The organism is Pelomonas aquatica (assembly GCF_026712205.1).
GTDB lineage: Bacteria > Pseudomonadota > Gammaproteobacteria > Burkholderiales > Burkholderiaceae_C > Pelomonas > Pelomonas aquatica.
In genome coordinates, this window is record NZ_JAPPUW010000004.1 from 139,845 (window position 1) to 165,896 (window position 26,052).

The window sequence follows — 26,052 nt, forward strand, 5'->3', positions numbered from 1 at the left end:
GCACGACAGCCGTGCCGCCGCCCTCACCGTGGAGCCCCGTTGTCGATCCACTGGCGGATCAGGCCGATCGTCGTCGCATCGAGATAGGGCCCCCCGAAAGGCATGCGCGCGCCGACGGCGGCGTGGCCTTCGATCTTCTGCACGATGTAGCTGTTGGCCGAATCACCCGGCGCCACGCGCTTGATCGACGGCACTTCGGCGCTCGCGACGTTGACCAGCATCATGTAGCTGTTGGCCGCGTCCAGCTTCAGGCCCTGCGGCGCCGCGGCGCCGGCATGGCAGGCCGAGCAGATCGGCGTGAACACATGGGTCTGGATGGAACTGAAGGTCGCCGTCATCGGCATGTTCGGGTCGCCGCCCGGCATGCCGCCCGGCCCGCCGTAACCGCCGCCGCCGCCGCAGCCCGCCATCCCCACCAGCACGGCACCGAGGGTGCCGAGTCGCATTGCCGAAGTCTTCATGGCCGTCCTTTCGTGACACACATCGGTGTGTGCCTCGCCAGGCCGCGAGAGTTCATCGGAAGGCGAAGTTAGAACGCCGCACTGAGGCTCAGCACCAGCGCCCGCCGCCGTGTCGGGTCGGTCCAGGTGTAGGGCCCGCCACGGCCGGCCGCGACCCAGGCGAGCTGCAGCTCGCAGCCGCGCCCCATCTGCCAGGAGGCGCCCATGCGCTGGTCGACGCGCACCGCGCCCTGCGCCTCGACATAGGCCTGCAGCGCAGCGCCGTGCCCGTGCAGCACGCCGACATGCCCGAAGGCCGAGACGTCCTGGCCAAGGGGCCAGCGCAGGTTGAACTCGCCATAGATGCTGCGCTGGCCACTACCGTAGTAGTCCGGCGAGTGGTGCAGGCGCAGGTTCCAGCGCTCGCCGAGCAGGCCGGCATAGGCCTCGGCGAAGTCGTAGCGCGAGACGTTCTCGAAGCGGTTCAGCAGCAGGCCGGCCTCGCCGTCCAGACCGGGCAGCAGGGCGAAGACACGACCCCCATAGGCGCGCAGCCAGGCGCCATGGTGCTCGTCGTCGAAGCGGGCCCATGCCAGCAGCGCGCCGCCATACCAGCCCGCCTCGCCGTCCCAGGCCAGGCCGAGCTGGAAGCTCGGGCGGTTGCCGCTGTAGGAGATGCCGCGCTCGCGGGCATCGCTTTGCAGCGACAGCGTCGCGCCCGCATCCGCGCGCGCCGCGCCGGCCAGCAGCGAGGCGGTCAGGGCGGTCAGGCAGGCCAGGCGCGCGTGCGGCATCAATCGACAGTTTGCCGCAATGCCGTGCAGGCCGGGCCGCGTGTGCCGGCATGGCGGGCCAGCGTCGCGCAGCTGTCGATGCCGCCGCGGGGACCGGTGACCAGCGCCGTCCTCTGCAGCGGGCCTTTGCGCCCGCCGTCCAACTCGCAGACCAGGGCCAGCAGGCCGGCCGCGTGGGCGGCCGCGAAGGAGGAGCCCGACACCAATGCCCAGCCGCCGCCGGGCACGGTGCTGGGCACGTCGAGCCCCGGCGCGGTCACGGCACCTTCGGGCAGGGGCGGCGCGCTGCCGACGACCAGGACGCCCGGGTGGTTGGCCGGGAAGGGCCCGCCCGCGCTCGGCAAGGCGGCGACGATGGTGGCGCCGCGCGCCTGGGCCTGGTCCAGCAGCAGGCCGAGCAGGCGGTCGTCCGGCCCGCCCAGGCTCATGTTGATGATGTCGGCACGCTGCTGGATGGCCGCGTACAAGGCCCTGGCCAGGCCGAGGCTGGTGCACAGCGTCTGCGCGCCGGCCGCCTGCCAGCAGGCGCGCAATGCGAGCAGCCGGGCCTGCGGCGCGACGCCGGCGATGCCCAGGCCGTTGTCGGCGCGCGCCGCGATGATGCCGGCCACGGCCGTGCCATGGCCCTCGGCGGGCGGCGGACGGTCGTCGACGAAGTTCTCGTTCAGCGCGACCTGGCCGGCCAGGTCCGGGTGGCCGGCCTCCACGCCGCTGTCGACGACGGCCACGCGCACGCCGCGGCCGGTGGCGAGCCGGTGCAGTTCGGCCAGATGCCATTGCCGGGCCGCCGGCTGGGCCGCGTAGAGCGGCTCCTGCTGCGCGCCCTGGGCCTGGTAGAGGCCGACCGGCTGGGCCCAGGCCACGCGCCTGTCCCCGGTCACGGCCCGCGCCGCCTGGGCCGACGTGCGCGTGTCGCCCTCTGGCAGGCGCATGACGAAGCAGTCCACGCCGGCCAGGGGCATGGCCCATTCGCCGCTCATCTGCAGCCCGTGCGCGCGCGCCAGGCTCCGGGCGGTCTGCTCGCGCGACTGCCGGCCCACGCCCTCGCCGTAGGTGCCGGCATAGCTGCCGTCGGGCCGGTAATGCGCCTTGGGCAGTTGCAGCATCACGAGGACCTGGCGCTGCGCCTCCTCGGCCTGGGCCATGGCGCGGCCGCCGCACAGGCTGCAGGCCAGCAGCACCAGCAGATGCAGCCACGGCCTCATCGCGGCGGCCCCGGTTGCAGCGGCTCGGCCAGCTGGACGATCGGCGCCGAGCGCAGCGCCGCCAGCCCGCGCGCGTCCACGCGCAGCAGCCAGGCGCCGGTCTCGGTCGGGCCTGCGACGATGCCGGCGCCCTGCGCCCGCAACAGCTCGCGCAGCTGCTGCTCGCTGGCGCCGGGCTTGAACATGACCAGGGCATCGGCCACGACGGGTGCGCTGCCGGCAGCCGACAGGCCCTGGTAGTCGGGCGCGTCGACGCGGGCCTGCAGCCACAGTGCCAGCAGCGCGGCGACGGCCACGCCCTGCAGGCCCAGGGCCCAGGGCATCCAGCGCGGCGTGCGCGGCTGCGCCTGGCGCTCGGGCTGCATGCGGGCGTGCAGCCTGGCCAGGCCGGCCTGCACGTCGCCCTGCTCCGGCAGTGCGCCGGCCACGTCCAGCAGGGTCTGCATCGGCCGTTCGGCGGCCAGCTCGGCGCGGCAGGCGGCACAGCGCGGCAGATGCTGCTGCACCTGCCGCAGCTCGGCCGGGTCGAGCTGGCCGCGGGCATACCAGGGCAGCAAGGCCTGCACGGCCACATGCTCGTCATGCTCCATCGGGACGACCACACTCATGACGATTCCCCTTGGGCCGGCGCGGCCAGGTCATCCAGCAGCAGGCGCAGCCGGCGGCGCGCGTAGAACATGCGCGTCTTCACGGTTTCCGGCGGGCAGCCCACGACATCGGCGATCTCGCCGTAGGCCATGTCGTGGAAATAGCAGAGCTCGACAACCGCGCGATGTTCGGGCGACAGCTCGGCCAGTGCCGCGGCCAGGCGGCCGCGCAGCTGCGCCAGGCCCAGCTGCTGCTCGGGGCCGGGGCCGGGGTCGGCCGGCTCGTCGATATCGTCGGCGCCAACTGGCAGGTCCAGCCGGCTCAGCGCCTTCAGGGCCTTGCGGTAGGCGATGCCGAAGACCCAGGTCGACAGCTTGCTGCGGCCGTCGAAGCTGTCGGCGCGCTGCCAGACGACCAGCATGGTGTCGTTCAGCGCCTCCTCGACCTGCTCGCCCTGGCGCAGCATGTGCACCAGGAAGCGCCACAGCCGCGGGTGGTAGAGGCGGTAGAGCGCATCGAACTCGGCGCGCCGGCCGCGCCTGATGCCGGCCAGCAGCGCCAGCTCCACGGCTTCGCCTGCCCCCCCGCTCCGGCCTTCGGCCGGGCCGCCGTCACGCGTTCTGCTGAGGCTGAGCCAGTTCAACATGCTCGACACGATCCGGTTCAGCCAAGGGTTGGGTTGCGCGTGAGTCCCGAGCCGGCGGTAAAAGGTTCAAGGCGTCGCAACAGTCCCAGGCCACGAAGGCCGGCGCCCTTGCTGGACGGATGCGCGGGCCGTTCGGCGAACTGCCTGGACGCTGCGCCCACGTGAACCGCACCAACGAATCGCGCAATAGGAAAAGGGGTTAGCGTCTCCGCTAACCCCTCATCACATCTTCACATCTTCAGAATTTGGTAGGCGCGATTGGATTCGAACCAACGACCCCCACCATGTCAAGGTGGTGCTCTAACCAACTGAGCTACGCGCCTGAAGAGCTGCGCACTATAGCATGGATTTCTGGACGCCGTCCAGATTCACTTGCGGCGCGCCGAGCGCACGCCCGAAATCGCACAGAGCTCGCGCAGCACCTTGGCCAGCTTGGACGCGTCGGACAGCTCCAGCGTGAAGCTCATCCAGGCCGTGTCGCCGCCGCCGGTGCGCGGTTTCGCCGCGCCGGGCTTGAGGGACTGGGTGTTCACGGCGACGACGTTCATCTTCTCCTTCGCGAAGACTTCGAGCACGTCGCGCAGCAGGCCCTGCCGGTCGCCGGCCTCGACGAGCACGTCGACCGGATAGACCGGCGCGCCCTTGCCCGAACCGGCCGCGGCCTCGCCGCCGGCCCAGGCCACGGCGATGACGCGCTCCGGCGAGCGCCGCTTCATCTCGGCAAGGTTGCTGCAGTCGCTGCGGTGGATGGCCACGCCCTTGCCGCGTGTGACGAAACCTGAAATGGCGTCCGGCGGCGCGGGCCGGCAGCAGCGCGACAGCGTCGTCAGCAGCGAGTCGATGCCCACCACCAGCACGCCGCCGCGCCCTCCTGCAGCACCCGGGCTGCTGGCGCTGCGCGTGTGCCTCTGCGCGAGCAGCTCGTCCTCGTCGGCCACGGGCTCGGGCGGGCGCAGCAGCAGCTCGATATTGCGCAGCGAGTATTCGTCCTTGCCGACGACCTCGAACAGCGCGTCCGCACCCTTGAAGCCCAGGCGCGCGGCCAGCTCGTCGAGCTTGAGCGCCGTCCTGCCCTCGCGCTGCAGCAGCTTCTCGACGAGGTCGCGGCCCTTGGCCACGGTCTGCGCGAGCTGCAGCGCGTTGAACCAGGCCCGCACCTTGGCGCGAGAGCGCTGGCCCTGCAGATAGCCGAGCTCCGGGTTCAGCCAGTCCAGCGACGGGCCGCCCTCCTTGGCCACGATGATCTCGACCGTCTGGCCGCTTTGCAGCGGCGTGTTCAGCGGCAGCATCTGGCCGTCGATGCGCGCGCCGCGGCAGCGGTGGCCGAGGTCGGTGTGCACCGTGTAGGCGAAGTCCACCGGCGTCGCGCCGGCCGCCAGTTCGACGATGGTGGCCTGCGGCGTGAAGACGTAGATGCGGTCGTCAAAGGCCGGGCCGCCATCGCTCTGCACCGCATCGCGCTCCCAGGCCAGCAGCTGGTTCAGCACGGCCTTGCGGGCCCGCGCCACCTGCTCCTCGAACTCGCCCGCCGCACTGACGCCGGCATAGCCGCGCGCGCCGGCCTCCTTGTAGGCCCAGTGCGCGGCGACGCCGTGCTCGGCGTGGTCGTGCATCTCGCGGGTGCGGATCTGCACCTCCATGGCCTGGCCGTCGGCGCCGATGACGACGGTGTGCAGCGACTGGTAGCCATTGGGCTTGGGCTTGGCGATGTAGTCGTCGAACTCGCCCGGCACCGGCGTGTAGACCTCGTGCAGGCGGGCCAGTGCCGCGTAGCAGTCGGCCACGCTGGCGACGATGACGCGCAGCGCGCGCAGGTCGAACACGCGGTCCAGCGCCAGGCCCTTGCCCTGCATCTTCCTGTGGATGCTGTAGAGGTGCTTGGGCCGCCCCTGCACCTCGGCGACGATGCCCTGGCCGTAAAGGTCGGCCTGCAGCGCCGCGCGCGCGGCTTCGACGCGCTGCTCGCGCTCGACGCGGGTCTCCTGCAGGCCCTTGGCCAGCGCCTTGTAGGTCTCGGGCTCGCGGAAGCGGAAGGCCAGGTCCTCCAGCTCCCACTTGATCTGCCAGATGCCCAGGCGGTTGGCCAGCGGCGCGAACACGGCCTGGGACTCGGCGGCCAGCTCCGGCGGGCAGGGCTGCCTGGCTGCCGCGTACCAGCGCAGCGTCTGCAGCCGCGAGGCCAGGCGCAGCAGCACGACGCGCAGGTCGCGCGAGAAGGCCAGCAGCATCTTGCGCACGCGCTCGGTCTGCTCGGCGCGCTGGTCGGCCTTCTTGTCGGCCTGGGCCTTGTTGGCGTCGCGCGCGGCGCGCTGCAGCTGCACCAGCCGGCGCGTGTGCGTGACGAGGCTGGCATAGCTGTCGCCGAAGGCCTTGGCGACGACCTCCTCGGGCTTGTTCAGAAAGTCGCCGGCATAGACGAGATAGGCCGCCGCCTGCAGCTCGGGCGCGGCGCCGATGGCGCTCAGGATGGCGGCCACGCCGTCGGCGTGCGTGAGCGCGTTCTCGCCCGTGTCCAGCGCCTCGGCGGCCAGCAGCGGCTCGGCGACGGCGCGGGCACGCACCACCTCGGCATTGGAATGGACTGCGCCCGCATCCAGCAGCGCGACGATGGGGGCGGTGCCGGCCCCCTCCTGCATCAGGCCCGTCTTCATGGACTGAGGAAGTCCCTCACGATGGCGATCTGGTCGGCGTGGATCAAGGTGGGCGCATGGCCGATGCCGGGCAGCTCGACGAGGCGGGCGCGGGGGCCGCGCTCGGTCATCCGGCGGGCCGTGTCGGCGCCGAGCAGGTCGGACTCGGCGCCGCGGATCAGCAGCGTCGGGCAGCGCAGGGTGTCATAGGCGGCCCACAGCGCGGCCTCGCCCGCCGCGGCGAGCTCGGGCGTCACGGCCGCGAGGGGCAGCGCGATGGCCGGGTCGTAGTGCAGCGTCCACTGCCCGCCGTCCTCGCGGAACATCGGCGCCGACAGCGCCAGCCACTCGACGTCGCCATGCGGGCCGAAGCCCTCGGAGATGCTGCGCAGATAGGCCGCCCCCTCGGCCAGCGACCCGAAGCGCGCAGGCTTGCCGAGATAGCTCCCGATGCGCTGCAGCGCCTCGAAGCGGATGGCCGGGCCGACATCGTTCAGAACCAGCCGGCGGACCGGGCCGGGCGCGCCCTCGGGCCGCGGCAGCGCGGCCAGGCCCAGGCCGATCAGCCCGCCCATCGACGTGCCGACCCAGTCCACCTGCTCGACATCCAGCCGCGCCAGCAGCGCGACCATGTCGGACACATAGGCCGGGATCTGGTAGCCGGCCGGCTGGCGCAGCCGGTCGGAGCGGCCGCGGCCGACGACGTCGGGGCAGACGACGCGGTAGCGCTCGCTCATCACGCGGGCCAGCGTGTCGAAGTCCCGCCCCTGGCGCGCCAGGCCGTGCACGCAGACCAGCACCGGCGCGTCGGCGCCGGGGCCGGCCCACTCCCAGTAGGCCATGCGGTGCAGGCCGGTGCCGTCCAGGCAATTGACGAAGCGCAGTCGGGGCTGGGTCATGGTGCAATCCTTTCGACCTAGAAACGGCGGTTGGGCAGGCCCGAGGGCACGCCGAGGCGGGCGGCTGGCAAGGCGCGACGACGAAGTGGGCTCATGCCCACGAGGAGAAGCAACGCAGCCAGCAGTCCGAAGCGGCGGGCCAGCGGGCCTGCAGCGCTGCTCACCGAAGTGGTGAACATGGCGCCGTAAGCAAGGTGTTGATGCACTGAGACTTTCGATGAGTAGCAAGCGGTCAACTGCCGTTTCTAGGTTCTATCCATCGTAGCAACCCGAAAGGACCCCTCCATGCTGAAAGGCAAGACCGCCCTCGTCACCGGCTCCACCAGCGGCATCGGCCTCGGCGTCGCGCTCGCGCTGGCCCGCGAAGGCGCCAACATCATCCTGAACGGCTTCGGCGACGTCGAAGGCCCGCGGGCCGAGGTCGCGGCGCTGGGCGTCAGGGTGGGCTACCACGGCGCCGACATGAGCAAGCCAGCCGACATCGCCGCGATGCAGGCCTATGCCGACGCCGAGTTCGGCGGCATCGACGTGCTCGTCAACAACGCCGGCATCCAGCACGTCGCGCCGGTGCAGGATTTCCCGGTCGAGAAGTGGGACGCGATCATCGCGATCAACCTGAGCTCGGCCTTTCACACGACCCGCCTGGCCCTGCCCGGCATGCTCAAGAAGGGCTGGGGCCGCATCATCAACATCGCGTCCACCCACGGCCTGGTCGCATCGGCGCAGAAATCGGCCTATGTGGCCGCCAAGCATGGCCTGGTCGGCTTCACGAAGAGCATCGCGCTGGAGACGGCGACCGCGCCCGTCACCGTTAACGCGATCTGCCCGGGCTGGGTGCTGACCGCCATCGTGCAGAAGCAGGTCGACGCGATCGCCGAGCGCGACAAGGTCGACAACGCCGAGGCGACGCGCCGCCTGCTGTCCGAGAAGCAGCCCTCGCTGCAGTTCACGACGCCCGAGGAACTGGGCGCGCTGGCGGTCTTCCTGTGCTCCGACGCCGCCATCAACGTCCGCGGCCAGGCCTGGGCGATGGATGGCGGCTGGACCGCGGTCTGAAGTGAGCCCCCGAGGGGGTGCGGACCGTCGCGGGGGTGACACCGCGCCGACGCCCGCTGCGGGGCCGGCTTGGGAGCGGCCCGCCGCCGCCCCGCAGTAGAAGCCTTACGCAATCAACGCGGCATCGCCTCCCGCGTCAGCTGCACGCTGCCGCTGACCGTCGCGCTGACCGTGGCCTTGCCGGCCTCGGTCGGCAGCGCCTCGTCGGCCATCGGCGCGGCCATCGTGCGCATGGCCTTGTACACCGGCCGCGGCCCGGACTCGTCGGCATTGACGTTGATCTCGCCGATGACGAAGCCGCCGTAGCCGAACTGGCGCGAGTAGTCGGCCGCCTTCGCTCGGTAGCGCGCGATGGCCTGGGCCGTGACTTCGCCCTCCACCTTCTCGCGCGCCTCCCTGGACAGGCTGTAGCCCACGCGCTGCACGCTCAGCGTCGTGATGCGGCCGGCCAGCTGGGCGATTGATCCGGTGTCCTTGCCCTCCACCAGCAGCTCGGCGCTGCCCTGCCAGCCGCTGATCTGGCCGGTCTTGGGCGCATAGCGCGGCGACAGCGAGAAGCCGCCCGTCTGTACGTCGACCTGGCCGGGCCTGGCGATCTTGCGGGCCTCGGTCAGCGCCGCGTCCAGCGCCTGCTTCAGCGCCGTCTGCACGGCGGCCGGGTCGCTGCCCTCCTTGGTCGTCGAGAACGCGATGCCGAGCACGTCGCGCGTGACCTCGGTGCTGGCGCTGGCCGACAGGCTCAGCCGCTCGCGCGGGGGCTCGGTGCCGGCATGGGCAGCGGCGGCAATGACAAGAGCGGAAACGGCAACCAGTGCACGCATGGAACTTCCTTGCAAGGCGAAAACACCAGCTTATCGCTGCGACATGGAAACGAGCTGTAACGCCGGCCTGCCGTCCTACATGCAGGCCCGCCAAACCTGCTCACAATGCCGCTGTTACAAATTCAGGAGCCGCGATGAACAGCAGCGCGAACCCCCGCACCAATCGCATCCTCGTCGTCGACGACGACGCCCGCATCCGCGACCTGCTGCGCCGCTATCTGACGCAGGAAGGCTTCGAGGTGCTGCTGGCCGAAGACAGCCGCGCGCTGAACAAGCAGCTGACCCGCGAGACCGTCGACCTCATCGTGCTGGACCTGATGCTGCCCGGCGAGGACGGCCTGACGATCTGCCGCCGCCTGCGCGCCGCCAACGACAGCACGCCCATCATCATGCTGACGGCCAAGGTCGAGGACGTGGACCGCATCGTCGGCCTGGAGGTCGGCGCCGACGACTATCTCGCCAAGCCCTTCAACCCGCGCGAGCTGCTGGCCCGCATCAACGCCGTGCTGCGTCGCCGCCCGCCGCCCGAGGCCCCGGGCGCGCCGAGCAAGGAGCCGATGACGGTCAGCTTCGGCCCCTTCGAGTTCGACCTCGCGCTGCGCCGGCTGACCAAGAACGGCGAGCAACTGCCGCTGACGACGGGCGAGTTCTCGATGCTCAAGACCCTGGTGCGCCACCCGCGCCAGCCGCTGTCGCGCGACAAGCTGGCCCAGCTCGCCCGCGGCCGCGAGTTCGAGCCCTTCGACCGCAGCCTGGACGTGCAGATCTCGCGGCTGCGCAAGATGCTGGAAGCCGACCCGGCCCAGCCGCGCTACATCCAGACCGTCTGGGGCGTCGGCTACGTGTTCGTCCCCGACGAGAACACCTAGGCGGCGACCTAGGGAATGGCCCGCCCCCACCTCGCACTCAATCTCTTCTGGCGCACCTTCGCCTGGCTGGCCCTGCTGCTGCTGGGCGCCGTGCTGGCCTGGCAGCAGACCTTCAAGGCGCTGGAGGCCGAGCCCCGTGCGCTGGAGGCCGCCGAGCAGCTGGCCGGCCTCGTCAAGCTCAGCCGTATCGCGCTGGAGCACACCGACCCGATCAACCGCGTGGCCGTCGTCACGTCGATGGCGCGCGGCGACACCGTGCAGGTGCGCGTGGCCGAGACCAGCGACCGCTGGCTGCCCTACGACACCAGCCCCTTCGGCAAGCAACTGGCCGCCGAGCTGCGCCGCACGCTGGGGCCCGACACCATCATCGCCCGCAGCGTCAACGACGGGTCGGGGCTGTGGGTGCGCTATGTCGTCGGCGAGGACGCCTTCTGGCTCAAGACCAGCGCGGCGCCGCTGTCCATCGCGCTGTCCGGCAACTGGTGGTGGGTGCTGATCGCGCTGCTGGCCACCGTCGTCGGCTCGGCGCTGATCGCCCGGCTCATCAACCAGCCGCTGCGCGAACTGGCCGAGGCCGCCGGCCGCATCCGCGACGGCGAATACGACTCGCGGCTGGACGAGACGACGATGACCAGCGAGATCCGCGAGGTCAACATGGGCTTCAACCGCATGGCCCGCGAGCTGGCCAAGCTGGAGGAGGATCGCGCCGTCATGCTGGCCGGCATCTCGCACGACCTGCGCACACCGCTGGCGCGGCTGCGGCTGGAGACCGAGATGAGCGTCGGCGACGAGCAGGCCCGCCACTTCATGGCCCAGGACATCGACCAGCTCGACGCCATCATCAGCAAGTTCATGGACTACGCGCGGCCCAACGAGACGCAGCTGCGCGAGACCCGGCTGAGCGACATCGTCGAGCGCGAGGTGCAGGGCTTCCGCGATCCCGACCAGATCCGCTTCCGCGTGCAGGTCGGCGAGTCGCTCAAGGTGCTGGTCGACGACACCGAGCTGGGCCGCGTGCTGCTCAACCTGTTCGAGAACGCGCGCCGCTACGGCCACGAGCCCGGCGAGCCGGCGCGCGTGGAGGTCAGCGCGACGAGCCAGGGCAGTTGGGTCGAGCTGCGCGTGCGCGACCACGGCCCCGGCGTGCCGGCCGACCGCCTGGCGCGGCTGACGACGCCCTTCTACCGCGGCGACGCTGCGCGCACCGCGGCCAGCGGTGCCGGCCTGGGCCTGGCCATTGTCGAGAAATCGGTGCAGCGCTTGGGCGGGCAGCTGTCCATCAGCAACGCCCAGGGCGGCGGCCTTGTCACGCTGCTGAAGTTGCAGGCGGCCTGAGAAAGCCCCGTCAATGCGCTGGCGCGGAGGCCGGTGCAGCAGGGCCCGGCTCGCCGAGAGACTCGCCGAGCTGACTGGCCAGCTCCTCCTGGGTCGACAGCACCGACCGCAGAGTCAACCGGTAGCCATTCAGGGCCTTCAGCACTTCGATCGGGTCTGCACGGCCGAACTCGGCATCCACTGCCGCATCGGTCAGGCGCGAAATCGAGCCCACCGCGTTGAAAGTAGCCTGCACCGCCAACTGCGTTTCGCGCTGCGCGGTGTAGGCCTCGGAGAAACGCCTCAGCGCATCGCGCGGCATATGGATCAAGGCCTGGTCGGCCACGGCCGCCTCCCACGCGTCGCGGCGCAGGGCCGGTGTCTGCACGGCGATTTTGAGCCGCTGGCGCAGCATCTCGTAGAGCGCTTCGGGCTTGACCTTGCCCTGCTTTGCCAGAGCCTTGACGTCGCCATAGAGCGCAGCCAGTTCGTCGGCATTGGCCTGGTTCTTCTGCGCGGCCGAGCGCACCTCGGCGAGGTTGGCGCGCAGCTCCGTCTCCAGCTGCTCGACCGTGTGCTGGGCCAGCCGGCGGTGGTGCAGGGTCTCGAAGCCCGCCTCCAGGCCCAGCGCCGTCAGGATGCCCAGCACGATCATCAGATAGTGGATGCCCAGCTCCTTCAAGCTGGAAGGCGCATGCGAGGGCGGTTCGACGTGCATGGTGACAAGGCTCGGTGGTCGGCGGCGCGCGATGTTAACGAGCCAGCAAGCAGACCGCGCGCGCCTCGATGGCCAGCCCCTCGCCCACCGGTCCCATCTTCTCGGCCGTCTTGGCCTTCACGTTCACTTGGCTCACGTCCACGCCCAGCACCTCGGCCAGGCGGGCGCGCATGGCCGGGATGTGGGGCGCCATCTTGGGCGCCTGGGCGACGATGGTGGCGTCGAGATTGACCAGCTGCCAGCCCTGCGCCTGCACACGCCGGTAGGCCTCGGCCAGCAGCACCATCGAATCGGCACCCTTGAACTCGGCCGCCGTGTCGGGGAAGAGCTTGCCGATGTCGCCCAGGGCCGCGGCGCCGAGCAGGGCGTCGGTGACGGCATGGGCCAGCGCGTCGGCGTCCGAATGGCCCAGCAGGCCGTGCGTGTGCGGGATGGTGATGCCGCCGAGGATCAGCGGCCGGCCGGTCACGAGCTGGTGGGTGTCCCAGCCCTCGCCGATTCGTAGCGGAGGAAGACTCATGCCCGCATTCTCGCCGCCTGAAATGGTGCCCCTCGCCCAAGGACGCGCCTTGGTCGGTCCCCCGAGGGGACGGCGACGCTTGCCGGATCGACCGGCAAGCAGACGCCCGGGCGGGCCGGCTTGGGAGCGGCCCGGCGCTCGGCCCGCAAGAAGCACGATGGAGTAACTGATATGGTGCGGCCGCCATGAGACGCCTGCTTCTCCTTTGTCTGCTGATCGCCGGCTCCGCGCTGGCCGACGAACCCCTGCCGCCGCCCCGCCCCAGGATCGGCCTCGTGCTGTCCGGTGGTGGCGCGCGCGGGCTGGCCCATATCGGCGTGCTGCGCGTGCTGGAGGAGCTCAAGGTGCCGGTGGACCTCATCGTCGGCACCAGCATGGGCGCCGTCGTCGGCGGGGCCTACGCGTCGGGGCGCAGCGTCGACGAGCTCGAAGCCCTCGTGAAGCGTGCGAACTGGAGCGCCATCCTGTCCGACCGCCCGGCGCGCGAGCGCCTGTCCATCCGCCGCCGCGAGGACGACGAGCGCCTGCCCTCGCGCATCGAGTTCGGCTTCAACCTGCAGCGCGGCGCGATGCTGCCCAGCGGCGCCGCGGCCAACGGCCAGCTGGAAGCGACGCTGTCGTCCCTGCTGCCGGCGCTGCGCGCCGAGGAGCCGCTGCGCAAGCTGCCCATCCCCTTCCGCGCGGTCGCCACCGACCTGCTGTCCGGCGCGATGCTGGATCAGGCCGACACGCCGCTCTTCCAGGCCCTGCGCGCGTCGATGGCCGTGCCGGGCGTGTTCGCGCCGCTGCGCGTCAACGGCCGGCCGCTGGTGGACGGCGGCCTGGTGCGCAACCTGCCCATCGACCTGGCTCGGGCCCTGGGCGCCGACGTCATCATCGCCGTCAACGTCGGCACGCCGCTGCTCGAAGACCGCGAGATCACCAGCGCCGTCATGGTGGCCAACCAGATGCTGCAGATCCTGACCGAGCAGAACGTGCAGCGCTCGCTGCGCGAGCTGCGGCCGCAGGACATCGTCATCGACCCCGACCTGGCCGGCATGGGCTTCATGGACTTCTCGCGCGCCGACGAGGCCATGGCCACCGGCCGCCGCGCAGCCCTCGCCGCGGTCGGCCGGCTGCAGGCCCTGGCCGCGCCCGCGGCGCAGGCCGCCCTGCAGGCCCGCCGCCTGGCGCCGCCCGAATCCGCCCTGCAGGCCCTGCCGCTGGCGGCGCTGAAGATCGAAGGCACGCGCCGCCTCAACCCCGAGGCGCTGAAGGCCGAACTCGCCCTGCAGCCCGGCGACCCGGTCGGCCGCACCGAGCTGAACCGCGCCGTCGAGCGGCTGGACGGCACCGGCGATCTCGAACGCATCGAGCTGGAGCTAGACGACCGCGACGGCCGGCGCAGCGTCAACTTCAAGCTCACCGAAGCCGACTGGGCCGCCAGCAAGCTGCGCTTCGGCCTGGAGCTCTACAGCAACTTCGCCGACGCCAACCGCTTCTCCCTCGTCGCGATGCATGTCGCGGACTGGCTCAACCCCTGGGGTGCCGAACTGCGCTCCATTGCCCGCATCGGCTCCACGCGCGGCCTCGACACCGAGTTCTACCAGCCCCTCGGCCCCGGCTCGCGCTGGTTCGCCAGCGCCAAGCTGGGCTACGAGGCCGGCAGCAACGACGTCTTCAACCAGGGCCAGCGGGCGTTGCGCCTGTCCAGCAGCCTGACCAGCGCCCAGATCGAACTCGGCCACCGCATCGCGGGCCTCGGCGACCTGCGCTTCGGCCTCGGCAAGCTGCGCGCCGCCGACGAGGTCATCCTGCCCGCGCCGCCCACGGGCGGCCGGGAATCGCGCTTCTACGGCCAGCAATACCTGGAACTGCACACCGACACGCTGGACTCGCTGGCCTTCCCCAGCCGCGGCCAGTGGATGACGGCGCGCATCGAATGGCTGAGGCCGCGCGGCGACGCGCAGGTCGTCAACGCCTCGCTGCTGGGCCTGGGCGCCTTCCGCCTCGGCGAATGGGCCGGCCAGCTCTACGGCGAGGCCGCCCACGCCGAGCATGGCCAGGCTCGCTCGCTGGGCGGCTATCTGCGCCTGTCCGGCACGCCGGACGGCTCGCTGGTGGGCGAGAACATGGCCCTGCTGCGCGTCGTCATGGCGCGGCGCATCGGCGAGATGCCGGTGGGCCTGGGCGGCGCGGTGCGCATCGGCTTCTCGCTGGAGGCCGGCGCCGTCGGCGCGGGCTCGGGGCTGAGGTTGTCCAGCCTGCAGGAACTCGGCAAGAGCGGCTGGAAGCAGGCCGGCAGCGGCTTCCTCAGCGTGGACACGCGCTTCGGGCCGTTCTTCCTGGCCGTCGGCACGACGCGGGGCGGCGACACGGCGGCATATCTGCTGCTGGGGCCGACGTGGTGAGATGGCCCGTCAGCCCGCCAGCAGCTTCGCAGCCAGCGCAAAGTCCTCCGGCCACGTCACCTTGAAGTTGGCCATCGACGCGCGCACCAGCCGCGGCGCGAGGCCCAGGGCCTCGACGGCGCTGGCCTCGTCGGTCGCGGCGGCGCCCATCTGCCGCAGCGCGCGCTCGACCAGGCCGAGGCGGAACATCTGCGGCGTCTGCGCGGCCCATTTGTCGCGGCGGTCGATGGTGGCCGTCACGCGGCCCGCAGCGTCGCCGGCCTTCAGCGTGTCGGCGATGGGCTGGGCCAGCAGGCCGCCAACCGCGTCGGGCAGGCAGGCATCGAGCAGCGCGTCGACCCACTCCGGCCGCAGCAGGCAGCGCGCGGCGTCATGCACCAGCACCCAGTCCTCGTCGGCCGCGCCGCGCCGGCGCAGCTCGGCCAGGCCGCCGAGCACGCTCTCAGCGCGGCTGGCGCCACCGACACGGGCCACCCAGCCGGCGTAGCCCGGCAGCGCCGCCAGCACCGTCGATTCAAAGCGGTCGTCGGCCGGCGACAGCACGACCAGGGTCTGCACGAGGCGGGGCACGGCGGCCAGCGCCGCCAGCGTGTGGGCCAGCATCGGCCGGCCGGCGATCTCGACGTATTGCTTGGGCATGCCGGCACCCGAGCGCTCGCCGATGCCGGCGGCGGGGACGAGGGCGAAGCAGCGCGGGCTACGCGGGACTGGGTTCATCGGAAATTCAAAGCAGCAGATAGTCCACCGGCTCCAGCGCGGGCGGCGGATGGGCGTCGCCCAGGGCCTGGCGCAGGTCGATCTCGATGCCGCGGCACAGCGCGTCCAGCGGCAGGTCGTTGGCCTGGGTGCCGAAGGGCTCCTCGATCTCGTCGCCCAGCGCGTCCAGGCCGAAGAATGTGTAGGCCACGATGGCGACGACGAGAGGCGTCACCGGGCCCAGCGTGTCGACGACCCCGAAGGGCAGCAGGAAGCAGTAGAGGTAGGCCGTGCGGTGCAGCAGCAGCGAGTAGGAAAACGGCAGCGGCGTGTTCTTGATGCGCTCGCAGCTCGCCGCGGCGGCCGTCAGTGCGGACAGCGTGGCGTCGATCTGCACGGCGCGCTGGCTGTCGAGCTGGCCGTCGCGGCGGCTGCGGGCCAGGTCGGCGCCCATGGCCATCATCAGCGCGGCGGGGCGGTTGCGCGCCGCGGCCAGGCCCGAGAGTTCGGCCGGCTGCAGCAGGCCGTCCAGGCCGGCCTCGTCGGCGGGCCGGTCGCGCAGCAGCGCCTTCAGCGTGACGCAGAAGGCCACGGCCCGCAGCAGCACCCGCACGCGCAGATCGCCGAGGTCGCGCGGGTCGGCCGGCGGCGCGGGCGCGTCGACCAGATGCAGCATCTGCCGCGCGAGGTTGCGCGAGCGCAGCAGCAGTTCGCCCCAGAGCTTGCGCGCCTCCCAGTAGCGGTCGTAGCAGGCGCTGTTGCGGAACCCCAGGAAGATGGCCAACGGCAGGCCCATCAGCGTGAAGGGGATGGTGGACACGAGCAGGGCCCGGTGGGCGTCCAGCGAGCGGTGCGCCGCCGTCACCATGACGGCCAGCAGCACATTGGCCAGCAGCGCGCCGCGGATGCGCGCCAGGATGGAGCCGCGCAGCACGAAGAAGAGCTTCAGGCCCGAAGGCCGGTCTCGAAGGATCATGCCGGCATTGTCGCCAGCGCACGGCGCACCGCGGCCAGCACGGCCGCCGGCGCCTCGATCTGCGGGTAGTGGCCCACGCCGGGCAGCTCGGCGATGTCGGCAGGGATGGCCAGCTCGCGCAGCCGCGCCACCATGTGGGCGCCGGAGATGGGGTCGGCGCTGCCATTGACGATGGCCAGCGGCACGGGGCAGCGCTGCAGCGCGCCGACCCAGCGCTCGCGGTTGTCGCGGCGCTCGACCATGTAGCGGATCAGCCGTGGCAGCGCGGCCAGGCCGCCGTCGCGGCTCATCAGCAGCCACATCGCATCCAGCTCCGCGGCCGTGGGCTTCAGGTCGCCGGCGATCTGCGTCAGGCTGGCGCCGAGCCTGGCGCGGCTGGACAGGCGGGCGATCAGCGGCCCCAGCGGCGACAGCAGCAGCCTCTGCAGCAGCACCGGCCGGTGCGTCTCGGGGAACAGGCCGCCGTTGAGCAGGATGACGCCGCGCAGCTTCACCGGCAGCCGGCCCTCGAGGGCGCGCGCGATCAGCTCCTGGGCGACCGTGTCGCCGAGGTCGTGGGCCAGCACGGCGGCCTCGCCGATGCCGGCCTCGGCCAGTGCCGCGACAAAGAGGTCGGCCTGCTCGGCCACCGTGTAGCGGTGCCCGCGCGGCTTGGCCGAGAAGCCCAGCCCCAGCATGTCGGCCGCCACCAGGCGGTGCGTCGCCGCGAGTTCGGGCCAGAGCCTGCACCAGTCCCAGCTGGCCGTCGGGAAGCCGTGGATGAGCAGCAGGGCCGGCGCGCCGGCCGGCCCGTCGGTGCGGATGAAGACGCGCCGGCCGCGGAAGTCGAAATACCGGCCCGCGGCCTGCCAGCTCTCGGGCGACGGCGTCACGCGTCGTGCCCGGGGTTCTGGCGCGCCAGCCGGCGCAGCAGGCCCGGCCAGGCCAGTTCGGCGCCGCTGCCGCGCATGACCTTCTCGCTCTGCGCACGAATGCCGGCCAGGATGGGCGCGGGGATGCAGATCAGCTCGCCGCCGCCGGCCTGGGCGCCGATCTGGATCTCGCAGGCGCGCTGCAGCATGAACATCTTCAGGAAGGCGTCGGCCGCGCTGCGGCCCAGCGTCAGCAGGCCGTGGTTGCGGAGGATCATCAGCGCCGTGTGGCCGAGGTCGCCCACGAGGCGGGCCTTCTCATCGGGGTTCAGCGCCACGCCTTCGTAGTCGTGATAGCTGAGCGAGGCCAGCGGGAACAGGCTGTGCTGCGACAGCGGCAGCAGGCCCTCGCGCTGCGCGCTGACCGCGACGCCGGCCACGGTGTGCAGGTGCATGACGAACTGCGCGTCCTCGCGCGCCTCGTGCACCGCGCTGTGGATGATGAAGCCGGCCGGGTTCACGTCGTAGTCGCCGGGCTCGACCTTCTCGCCGGCGGGGTCGACCTTGACCAGGCTGCTGGCCGTGATCTCGTCGAACATCATCCCGTAGGGGTTGATGAGGAAGTGGTGCTGCGGGCCGGGCACGCGGGCCGAGATGTGCGTGAAGATCAGGTCGTCCCAGCCGTGCAGCGCGGCGAGGCGGTAGAGCGCCGCGAGGTCGCAGCGGACCTGCCATTCCTCGGGCTGGATGTGGGCGGGCTGGGCCATGGCGTCTCCTCGGGGTATGGAACGGCCAGCATAGTCTTCGGCCGGGCAGCGCCGGATCACGTCGGGGACAATCCAGGCCTCCATGCTGATCTCCGACTTCCGCCAGCGCCTGCGCGCGCTCGGCGCCAACCCCGCCCATGAATCCCGCGTGCTGCGCCACTGGGTGCGCGCGCTGCCGCTGGACGCCGGCCGGCAGCCGCTGCAGGGCTGGCTGCCCAGGGCGGTCATGGGCGCCCTGCCCGGCCTGATGACCGAGCTGGACGGGCTGGTCGCGCTGCGCAGCGAGCACGCGGGCGGCGACGGCCAGTCCGCGCGCCTGCTGCTGGGCCTGAACGACGGCCAGACGGTCGAGACCGTGCTGCTGCCGCGCGACGGCGTCTGCGTGTCCAGCCAGGTCGGCTGCGCGGTGGGCTGCCGTTTCTGCATGACGGGCGTGGACGGCCTGATCCGCCAGGTCGGCAGCGCCGAGATCGTGGCCCAGGTGGTGCTGGCGCGGCGCAAGAACGCCAAGCTGAAGAAGGTCGTCTTCATGGGCATGGGCGAGCCCTCGCACAACCTCGGCGCCGTGCTGGACGCGATCACGCTGCTGGGCCGCGAGGGCGGCTTCGCGCACAAGCAGCTGGTGTTCTCCACCGTCGGCGACGAGCGCGCGTTCGCGGCGCTGAACGCGGCCGAAGTCCGCCCGGCGCTGGCCCTGTCGCTGCACACGACGGACGCCGCCAAGCGCGCCGAGCTGCTGCCGCGCGCCCCCCGCCTCGCGCCCGACGCGCTGGTGGAGGCCGCCGACGCCTATGCCCGCACCAGCGGCTATCCCATCCAGTACCAGTGGACGCTGCTGGACGGCGTCAACGACGGCCCCGAGGAGCTGGACGGCATCGTGCGCCTGCTCAAGGGCCGCTACGGCCTGCTGAACATGATCCCCTTCAACAGCGCCGAGGGCCTGCCCTTCCGCCGCCCGAGCTGGGAGCGTGCGCGCGCCATCGCGGCCGAGCTGAGCCGCCGCGGCGTGCTGACCAAACTGCGCGACTCGGCGGGCCAGGACGTGGACGGCGGCTGCGGCCAGCTGCGCGCCCGCGAGGCGGTGGGCCGGCCGGTGCGCGTCGTGCGGTCGACGACTCAGCCGCTGCGATAGGCATCGGCGTCCAGGCCGAGGCGGCGGATGCGGTCGTGCAGCGTCTTGCGCGCGAGGCCCAGGCGCTCGCCGGCCCTGGCGATATTGCCGCCGCTCTGCCGCAGGGCCTGCACGATCCATTGCCGTTCCAGGGCGGCCAGCGCCTCGTCCAGCGGGGCCTGGGGCAGCGCCGTCGGCTCGCTGGACGCGGGCGGCCCGGGTGCCGTCGTCTCGTTGATCAGCCCCAGCACCCAGCGCTCGGCGAAGTTGCGCAGCTCGCGCACATTGCCGGGCCAGTCGCGCGCTGCCCAGGCGGCAAGCTGGGCGGCGCTCCAGGCCGGCACCGCGCGCTGCAGCCGCTCTGCCGCCTGGGTGCAGAAATGGCTCAGCAGCAGCGGGATGTCCTCGCGGCGCCGGCGCAGCGGCGGCAGCGCGATGCTGGCCACGTCCAGGCGGTAGAACAGGTCCTCGCGGAAGCGACCTTCCCTCGCCAAGTCCAGCAGGTCCACCTTGGTCGCCGCGACGATGCGGCAGGCCAGCGGCACGGGCGTGTTGGCGCCCAGGCGCTCGACGCTGCGCTCCTGCAGCACGCGCAGCATCTTGACCTGCAGCGCCAGCGGCATCGATTCGATCTCGTCGAGGAAGACGGTGCCGTCGCCCGCGAACTCCAGCTTGCCGATGCGGCGCTTCGTCGCCCCCGTGTAGGCGCCGGCCTCGGCACCGAAGATCTCCGACTCGAACACGCTCTCCGGCAGCGCGCCGCAGTTGATCGCGACGAAGGCGCCGCGCGCGCCGCTGGCCGCATGCAGCGCGCGGGCCACGACCTCCTTGCCGGCGCCGGTCTCGCCGTGGATGAGCACGTCCACGCGCGCCGGGCCCAGCGTGCCGATCAGCGTGCGCACCTGCTCCATCGCGGCGCTGGCGCCGAGCAGGCCGTCGGCCGGGCCGCCGCCCAGCTGCGCCTTCAGGCGGCGGTTCTCCAGCACCAGGCGGCGCTGGGCCAGTGCGCGGCGCACGACCTCGACGAGGTGCTCGGCCGAGAACGGCTTCTCGATGAAGTCCCAGGCGCCGTCGCGCATGGCCTCCACGGCCATGCCGATGTCGCCGTGGCCGGTGACGAGGACGACGGGCAGCTCCGGGTCCTGCTCGCGCAGCGTGTGCAGCAGCTGCAGGCCGCTGGCGCCGGGCAGCTGCACGTCGCAGACGACGATGCCGGCAAAGCCCGGCTGCAGCCAGGCCTGCGCCGCCTCGGCCGACTCGACGCCCTGCGTGCGCAGGCCGGCGAGCGCCAGGCTCTGCGTCGTGGCCAGGCGCACATGCCCGTCGTCCTCGACGAGCAGCACATCGGTGGGTTCGGTCCAGGCCATCGGCGGATTGTCAGGCGAGGGGCAGGCGCAGCGTGAACTCGGCGCCGCCTTGCGCGCGGTTCACGCCCTGCAGCGAGCCGCCCAGCGCGTTCGCGATGGAGGCCGAGATGGACAGGCCCAGGCCCAGGCCGTCGCCGCGGCGCTTGGTCGTGAAGAAGGGTTCGAACAGGCGGGCCTGCACGTCCTCGCTCAGGCCGGGGCCGTTGTCGCTCACGCGCAGCAGCGCCTGCTCGGCATCGACCTCGGCCCGCAGCGTGACCGTGCCACCGCCCTTCTCCGCGCTCGCGTCGATGCCGTTGCGCAGCAGGTTGACGAGCACCTGCTCGATGCGCACCTGCTGGCCCAGCGCGGCCAGGCCCTCGGGCACGGGCGGGCATTCGAGCGTGACGCGCTGGCGGCGCGCCTCCGCGCTCACCAGCGCCACCGCCGCCTGGAAGGCCGCGGCCACCGGCACCGGCTGCACGCGCAGTTCGTCGCGCCGCGCAAAGCCCTTGAGCTGGGCCACGATGGCGGCGATGCGCTGCGTGAGCTGGGCCATGGCTTCGAGGTTGCCCTCGGCATCGGCCTGCATGCCGCGCTCCAGGAACACGCGGGCGTTGTCGTTGAGCGCACGCAGCGCGGCCAGCGGCTGGTTGATCTCGTGCGTGATGCTGGCGGCCATCTGGCCGAGCACGGCGAGCTTGCCGGCCTGCACGAGCTCGTCCTGCGTCGCGCGCAGCGTGCGCTCGGTGCGGTGCAGCTCGTCCACGCGCGCCTGCAGCTCCTGCGTGCGCTCGGCGATGCGCGCCTCCAGGCTGCCGTAGGCGGCACGCAGCTCGCCCTGCGCGGCCAGGCGCTCGCGGGCGCGGCGGCGGCGCAGCTGCAGATAGGCCAGCCCCAGCAGCAGCGACACCCAGCCCAGCGCCGCGGCCCAGGCGCGGCCGGCGGCGATCTGCTCGGCGCCGCGGATCTCGGTGAAGGACAGCAGCGTCCAGCCGCGGCCCGCGACGGCCTGCTCGGTGACGAAGGCGCGCAGCCGGGACGACGCCGTGGCGATGCGTTCGACGCGCAGCTCGGGCATGGACCGCAGCGGCTCGCGCTGCAAGGGCTGGAGCGGCAGGTCGCCGTACTGCTGGGTGTCGTGCAGCTCCGTGCGTGTGGCGGCGCTGAGAGGCTGCAGCGTGCGGTACTTCCACTCGGGCCGGCTGGCCAGGAAGACCACGCCGCGCGCATCGGCCAGCATCAGCTCGCCCGCGCTGCGCGCCCAGTTGGCCTCCATCTCGTCCAGCGACACCTTCAGCACGACGACGCCGGCGGCCGGGCCGCTCAGCCGGTGGGCGATGAAATAGCCCGGCGTGCCGGTGGTGGAGCCGCGCGCGTAGAAATGCCCGCCGCCACTGGCCATCGCGTCGCGGAAATAGGGCCGGTAGGCATAGTTCTGGCCGACGAAACTCTGCGCGTCGCGCCAGTTGCTGGAGGCCAGCGTCAGGCCCTTGGCATCGATGAGGAAGATGGCCGCCGCGGCCGCGTCGCGGGCCACGCCTTCGAGCAGCGTGTTGACGTCGGCAACGCGCACCTTGGCCGCCGGCTCGGCCAGCAGGCCGGCCAGCGCCGGATGGCGGGCCAGCACCTGCGACAGCGCCTCGTACTTGTCCAGCGCCCCGGTCAGCTCGTGGGCGACGAAGCGCAGATGGCGCTGGGCGTCGACCTGGGTCTGGGCCAGCGCCAGGTCCAGAGAGACGCGCCACGCGGCGTAGGCAACGACCGCACCGCCCAGCACCACTGCCAGCAGCAGCACGAGGCTGCGTTGCCAGCGGGGAGGCTTCGGTTTCTTGTGCATGGACTATGTATTCGGGCCGAGCGCCGGGCCTGCCATTGGCCAGAGGCCAATGGCCTTCCGTAGGCACAAGCAGTCCGCAGGGACTGCTTGTGTCCGACTCCAGTTCCCAAGCCGGCCCGCCTGGCGATGTGCTTGCGGCTCGATGCCGCAAGCATCGCCGTCCCCTCGGGGGACCGACCAGACTTGCTCGCGTTCAGCGACGCAAGACTGGGCGAGGGGCTCACGTTTCCGCATCAATTCGCGAATGCCGGCGCGTGTCACGCATCAACAGGTAGACGAGCAGCGAGCAGGCGATCACCGCGCTAGCGTACCAATAGAAGCCGCTCTCCATGCCCTGCTGCTTGAACCACAGCGCGATGTATTCGGCGCTGCCGCCGAAGACCGATACCGCGATGGCATAGGGCACGCCCACGCCGGTGGCGCGGATGGAGGCCGGGAAGAGCTCGGCCTTCACGACCGCGTTGATCGACGTGTAGCCGCTGACGATGAGCCAGGCGCAGGCGATGAGGCCGAAGGCTTCGTAAGGGCCCTGCGCGTGGCGCAGCGCCGTCAGCAGCGGCACCGTGAACAGCGTGCCCAGCACGGCGAAGCCCAGCAGCAGCGGCTTGCGGCCGATGCGGTCCGACAGCGCGCCGTAGACGGGCTGCAGCAGCGCCGCGAAGACGAGGCTTGCGGCGGACACGGCCGTCGTCTGCGCATCCGTCAGGCCGACCGACAGCTTCAGGAACTTCTGCATATAGGTCGTGTAGACGTAGAAGGCCAGCGTGCCGCCCATGGTCAGGCCGATGACGATGAGGCATTCGCGCGGGTGCTGCAGCAGCAGCCTGAAGCCGCCCATGCGGTCCCGGCCCTGCTTGCGCTGGGCCGTGAAGGCCTGCGTCTCGGGCAGGTCGGAACGCATGATGAGGGCCACGACGGCCAGCAGTGCGCCGATGAAGAAGGGGATGCGCCAGCCCCAGGCCTTGAGCTCGGCCGTGTCGAGCACATAGTTCTGCAGCACCAGCAGCACGACGAGAGCCGTCAGCTGGCCGCCGATCAGCGTCACGTACTGGAAGCTGGAATAGAAGCCGCGGTGCCTGGACGTGGCCATCTCGGACAGATAGGTGGCGCTGGAGCCGTATTCGCCGCCCAGGCTCAGGCCCTGCAGCAGCCGCGCGATCAGCAGGATGGCCGGCGCCCAGACGCCCGCCGACGCATAGGTGGGCGAGCAGGCGATCAGCAGCGAGCCGCCGCACATCAGCAGCACCGAGGCCATCAGCGCCAGGCGCCGGCCGTGGCGGTCGCCGATGTAGCCGAACAGCAGGCCGCCGATGGGGCGCACGAAGAAGCCCAGCGCAAAGATGGCCGCGGTGGACATGGACTGCGCCACCGGGTCGCCGGACGGGAAGAAGGCCGCCGAGAAGTACAGCGAGAAGGCCGCGTAGCAGTAGAAGTCGTACCACTCGACGAGGTTGCCGACGGAGCCGACGAAGATGGCCTTGACGCGCTTGAACTCGATGGCGTCCGACGCCGGCGCGGGGCGCGCGGAGGTCGGCGGGAAGATGGCGGACATGCTGTCTCCTGGGGTTGTGTGCCCCAGCATGAGCAGCTTGCGTGCCAAGCCGGTGCGCGGCGGCACCCCAGGCGGGCGCGGCGGGCAACATCGGCGAATCGGCGAGAGCCCGCCGCAGCGGACGGCGAGATTCCGCCGTCAGAAGGCGACAGCCGGCTCAACCCGCCTTGCGCTGCGCCACCCAGTCCATCACCAGCTCGCGCAGCACCGGCAGCGGCACCTGGCCGGCCGTCAGCACGACGCGATGGAAGCCCTTCACGTCGAACTTCGCACCAAGCTCGGCCTCGGCCTCGCGGCGCAGCTTCGTGATCTCCAGCTGGCCGATCTTGTAGCCCAGGGCCTGGCCGGGCCAGACGATGTAGCGCTCGACCTCGGAGACCACGTCGCTCTCGACCATGGACGAGTTGTCCAGCATGTACTTGATGGCCTGCTCGCGCGTCCAGCCCTTGGCGTGCAGGCCTGTGTCGACGACCAGGCGCATCGCGCGCAACTGCTCGTCGGACAGGCGGCCATACCACTGGTAGGAGTCGGTGAACATGCCGAGCTCCTTGCCGAGGCTTTCCGAGTACAGCGCCCAGCCTTCGACATAGGCCGTGTAGTGGCTGCCGAAGCGGCGGAAGGCCGGCAGCGAGCTGTCCTCCTGCGCGATGGAGATCTGGAAGTGGTGGCCGGGCGAGGCCTCGTGCAGGGACAGGGTCTCCATGCCGTAGCTGGGCTGGGCCTTCAGGTTGAAGGTGTTCACATAGAACACGCCGGGGCGGGTGCCATCGACGGAGCCTTCCTCGTAGGACGCGCCGGGCGCGCTCTCGGCGCGGAAGGCCTCGACCTCCTTGACCTGGTAGTCGGCCTTGGGCGCGATGTCGAAAAGCTTGGGCGTCAGGCCGTTGATCTTCTTCTGCAGCTCGCGGTAGCCGGCCAGCAGGTCTTCGGGCTTCGTGAAATAGAACTTCGGGTCGTCCTGCAGGTATTTGAAGAAGGCCTTCAGGTCGCCCTGGAAGCCGACCTGCTTCCGCACGGCCTCCATCTCGCCGAGGATGCGCGCGACCTCCTTCAGGCCGATCTCGTGGATCTGGTCGGGCGTCAGGTCCAGCGTCGTGGACTGGCGCACGCGCAAGGCGTACCAGGCCTTGCCGTCGGGCAGGTCCGACCAGGCCGTGCCGGCACGCGCCTTGGGCGTGTACTCGTCGCGCACGAAGGCCAGCATGCGGCCGTAGGCGGGCAGCACCTTGTCGGCGAGCAGCTTGCGCATCGCGGCCGCGATGCGCTCGCGGTCCGCGGCGGGCACGGCGTCGGGGAAGTTCTTGATCGGGCCCCAGAACAGGCTCTTCTCGGGGTCGGTCACGGCCAGGGCCTGCAGCTGGGGCAGCACCTTCTCCATGACGGCCTTGGGCTGGGTCACGCCGGCCTTCAGGCCAGCGCGCATATTGGCGATGCTGCCGTCGAAGCTGGGCACGGCCAGGGCCAGGCGCTTGAGCCAGTCGTCGTAGTCCCGGGTCGTCTTGAAGGGCTGGATGGACTCGCCCGTGCCCAGCTGCGCGAGGAAGCTGGGCAGGCCGCCGATCTGGCTGATCGGCTGCATCCAGTCCGGGAAGCGCTCGCCGGCCAGCTCCTGCTCCAGGTCGAGCTTGAGGATGCCGTAGGAGACGCGGTCCTTGGCGTCGAGCCTGGCCTTGTTGAAGCCGGCCAGGCCCTTCAGCTGCTGCTGGGTGTCGCGCCTGGACTGGGTGCGCCAGGCCGCGGTGGTCGTGTCGACGAAGCGGCCGTTGTAGCGCGGGTCGCCCAGCGTGGTGGCCAGCATGGGCTGGCGCTTCAGCGTCAGCTCCCACTGGGCGTCCAGCCATTGGTGGAAGCGCTGGCTCTCGGTGGGGGCGGACCAGGCGGGCAGGCTCAGGGTGATCGAGGTGGCGAGCAGGCTGAGGGCGTGACGACGGCGCATGGGGTCTCCGGTTGGGAAGGCGCGCATGCTAGCCATGCCCTTGCCCCGCAGCCAAAGGCCATGCCCTCCCTACAATTTGGCCGAGCC

24 protein-coding genes and 1 tRNA gene are annotated in these 26,052 nt (G+C 71.6%); 5 read left to right on the forward strand and 20 right to left on the reverse strand.

What is annotated here, in order from left to right:
- Positions 1-23: 23 nt before the first annotated feature.
- The 9 genes from NYP07_RS05685 to NYP07_RS05725 all read right to left on the reverse strand — a co-directional run bounded on the left by NYP07_RS05685 (position 24) and on the right by NYP07_RS05725 (position 7,381).
- On the reverse strand, positions 24-461 hold the full coding sequence (locus NYP07_RS05685) for a hypothetical protein (protein WP_268148327.1): 438 nt from the start codon (positions 459-461) through the stop codon (positions 24-26).
- A 68-nt stretch (positions 462-529) separates the two neighbouring features.
- Positions 530-1,234 (reverse strand): TorF family putative porin, encoded by a 705-nt coding sequence (locus NYP07_RS05690; protein ID WP_268148329.1) that lies wholly within the window; start codon positions 1,232-1,234, stop codon positions 530-532.
- Complete coding sequence (locus NYP07_RS05695; RefSeq protein ID WP_268148331.1) at positions 1,234-2,439, reverse strand: S8 family peptidase; 1,206 nt, start codon at positions 2,437-2,439, stop codon at positions 1,234-1,236. The genes NYP07_RS05690 and NYP07_RS05695 overlap by 1 nt, the downstream gene beginning before the upstream one ends.
- The gene (locus NYP07_RS05700; RefSeq protein ID WP_268148333.1) at positions 2,436-3,047 is read right to left on the reverse strand and encodes a zf-HC2 domain-containing protein; all 612 of its coding nucleotides are present in this window, start codon (positions 3,045-3,047) and stop codon (positions 2,436-2,438) included. Before NYP07_RS05700 ends, NYP07_RS05695 begins: the two co-directional genes overlap by 4 nt.
- Positions 3,044-3,673: an RNA polymerase sigma factor gene (locus tag NYP07_RS05705; protein WP_268148335.1), complete on the reverse strand. Its 630-nt coding sequence runs from the start codon at positions 3,671-3,673 to the stop codon at positions 3,044-3,046. The genes NYP07_RS05700 and NYP07_RS05705 overlap by 4 nt, the downstream gene beginning before the upstream one ends.
- A gap of 246 nt (positions 3,674-3,919) precedes the next feature.
- Positions 3,920-3,996 (reverse strand) — tRNA-Val (locus NYP07_RS05710).
- A 45-nt stretch (positions 3,997-4,041) separates the two neighbouring features.
- Positions 4,042-6,324, reverse strand: a complete 2,283-nt coding sequence (locus tag NYP07_RS05715; protein ID WP_268148337.1) for a RelA/SpoT family protein — start codon at positions 6,322-6,324, stop codon at positions 4,042-4,044.
- A complete protein-coding gene (locus NYP07_RS05720; protein ID WP_268148339.1) occupies positions 6,321-7,202 on the reverse strand; it encodes an alpha/beta fold hydrolase in 882 nt (293 codons plus the stop codon). The genes NYP07_RS05715 and NYP07_RS05720 overlap by 4 nt, the downstream gene beginning before the upstream one ends.
- 17 nt (positions 7,203-7,219) lie before the next feature.
- A complete protein-coding gene (locus tag NYP07_RS05725) occupies positions 7,220-7,381 on the reverse strand; it encodes a hypothetical protein (protein WP_268148341.1) in 162 nt (53 codons plus the stop codon).
- A gap of 106 nt (positions 7,382-7,487) precedes the next feature.
- Between NYP07_RS05725 and NYP07_RS05730 the strand changes: the two genes are divergently transcribed.
- Complete coding sequence (locus NYP07_RS05730) at positions 7,488-8,258, forward strand: 3-hydroxybutyrate dehydrogenase (RefSeq protein ID WP_268148343.1); 771 nt, start codon at positions 7,488-7,490, stop codon at positions 8,256-8,258.
- Positions 8,259-8,371: 113 nt separating this feature from the next.
- On the opposite strand, the gene NYP07_RS05735 is transcribed toward NYP07_RS05730, so the two are convergent.
- Positions 8,372-9,079 (reverse strand): SIMPL domain-containing protein, encoded by a 708-nt coding sequence (locus NYP07_RS05735; protein ID WP_268148345.1) that lies wholly within the window; start codon positions 9,077-9,079, stop codon positions 8,372-8,374.
- 134 nt (positions 9,080-9,213) lie between these two features.
- Here NYP07_RS05735 and ompR point away from each other — a divergent pair, with 134 nt between their 5' ends.
- Together ompR and NYP07_RS05745 are read left to right on the forward strand one after the other, a co-directional pair.
- Entirely contained in the window at positions 9,214-9,948 is a 735-nt protein-coding gene (gene ompR, locus NYP07_RS05740; RefSeq protein ID WP_268148347.1) for an osmolarity response regulator transcription factor OmpR, read from the forward strand.
- Positions 9,949-9,963: 15 nt separating this feature from the next.
- Positions 9,964-11,283 carry an ATP-binding protein gene (locus NYP07_RS05745; RefSeq protein ID WP_268148349.1) on the forward strand — a complete coding sequence of 440 codons (1,320 nt, stop codon included), beginning with the start codon at positions 9,964-9,966 and terminating at the stop codon, positions 11,281-11,283.
- A 10-nt stretch (positions 11,284-11,293) separates the two neighbouring features.
- Here the strand turns inward: NYP07_RS05745 and NYP07_RS05750 are convergent, their stop codons facing one another.
- Positions 11,294-11,980 carry a hypothetical protein gene (locus tag NYP07_RS05750; RefSeq protein WP_268148351.1) on the reverse strand — a complete coding sequence of 229 codons (687 nt, stop codon included), beginning with the start codon at positions 11,978-11,980 and terminating at the stop codon, positions 11,294-11,296.
- A gap of 34 nt (positions 11,981-12,014) precedes the next feature.
- Positions 12,015-12,500 carry a 2-C-methyl-D-erythritol 2,4-cyclodiphosphate synthase gene (gene ispF / locus NYP07_RS05755; RefSeq protein WP_268148353.1) on the reverse strand — a complete coding sequence of 162 codons (486 nt, stop codon included), beginning with the start codon at positions 12,498-12,500 and terminating at the stop codon, positions 12,015-12,017.
- Between the two features lie 185 nt (positions 12,501-12,685).
- On the opposite strand from ispF, the gene NYP07_RS05760 reads away from it, so the two are divergent.
- Positions 12,686-14,890, forward strand: a complete 2,205-nt coding sequence (locus NYP07_RS05760) for a patatin-like phospholipase family protein (protein WP_268148355.1) — start codon at positions 12,686-12,688, stop codon at positions 14,888-14,890.
- A 9-nt stretch (positions 14,891-14,899) separates the two neighbouring features.
- Here the strand turns inward: NYP07_RS05760 and ispD are convergent, their stop codons facing one another.
- The 4 genes from ispD to NYP07_RS05780 are packed head-to-tail and all read right to left on the reverse strand — an operon-like array spanning position 14,900 to position 18,180.
- The gene (gene ispD, locus NYP07_RS05765; RefSeq protein WP_268148357.1) at positions 14,900-15,607 is read right to left on the reverse strand and encodes a 2-C-methyl-D-erythritol 4-phosphate cytidylyltransferase; all 708 of its coding nucleotides are present in this window, start codon (positions 15,605-15,607) and stop codon (positions 14,900-14,902) included.
- A 7-nt stretch (positions 15,608-15,614) separates the two neighbouring features.
- Positions 15,615-16,562: a bestrophin family protein gene (locus NYP07_RS05770; RefSeq protein WP_268148359.1), complete on the reverse strand. Its 948-nt coding sequence runs from the start codon at positions 16,560-16,562 to the stop codon at positions 15,615-15,617.
- Complete coding sequence (locus tag NYP07_RS05775) at positions 16,559-17,434, reverse strand: alpha/beta fold hydrolase (protein ID WP_268148361.1); 876 nt, start codon at positions 17,432-17,434, stop codon at positions 16,559-16,561. Before NYP07_RS05775 ends, NYP07_RS05770 begins: the two co-directional genes overlap by 4 nt.
- Entirely contained in the window at positions 17,431-18,180 is a 750-nt protein-coding gene (locus NYP07_RS05780) for a class II aldolase/adducin family protein (RefSeq protein ID WP_268148363.1), read from the reverse strand. The genes NYP07_RS05775 and NYP07_RS05780 overlap by 4 nt, the downstream gene beginning before the upstream one ends.
- 82 nt (positions 18,181-18,262) lie before the next feature.
- Here NYP07_RS05780 and NYP07_RS05785 point away from each other — a divergent pair, with 82 nt between their 5' ends.
- Positions 18,263-19,312, forward strand: coding sequence for an RNA methyltransferase (locus NYP07_RS05785; protein WP_268148365.1), 1,050 nt, complete (start codon positions 18,263-18,265; stop codon positions 19,310-19,312).
- Here NYP07_RS05785 and NYP07_RS05790 read toward each other — a convergent pair.
- The 4 genes from NYP07_RS05790 to NYP07_RS05805 all read right to left on the reverse strand — a co-directional run bounded on the left by NYP07_RS05790 (position 19,297) and on the right by NYP07_RS05805 (position 25,965).
- Positions 19,297-20,658 carry a sigma-54-dependent transcriptional regulator gene (locus NYP07_RS05790; protein ID WP_268148367.1) on the reverse strand — a complete coding sequence of 454 codons (1,362 nt, stop codon included), beginning with the start codon at positions 20,656-20,658 and terminating at the stop codon, positions 19,297-19,299. The two genes, NYP07_RS05785 and NYP07_RS05790, sit on opposite strands and share 16 nt — an antisense overlap.
- Before the next feature lie 10 nt (positions 20,659-20,668).
- Entirely contained in the window at positions 20,669-22,477 is a 1,809-nt protein-coding gene (locus NYP07_RS05795) for an ATP-binding protein (RefSeq protein WP_268148369.1), read from the reverse strand.
- Between the two features lie 220 nt (positions 22,478-22,697).
- On the reverse strand, positions 22,698-24,029 hold the full coding sequence (locus NYP07_RS05800) for an MFS transporter (RefSeq protein WP_268148371.1): 1,332 nt from the start codon (positions 24,027-24,029) through the stop codon (positions 22,698-22,700).
- Positions 24,030-24,186: 157 nt separating this feature from the next.
- Complete coding sequence (locus NYP07_RS05805; protein ID WP_268148373.1) at positions 24,187-25,965, reverse strand: DUF885 domain-containing protein; 1,779 nt, start codon at positions 25,963-25,965, stop codon at positions 24,187-24,189.
- Between the last annotated feature and the right edge of the window lie 87 nt (positions 25,966-26,052).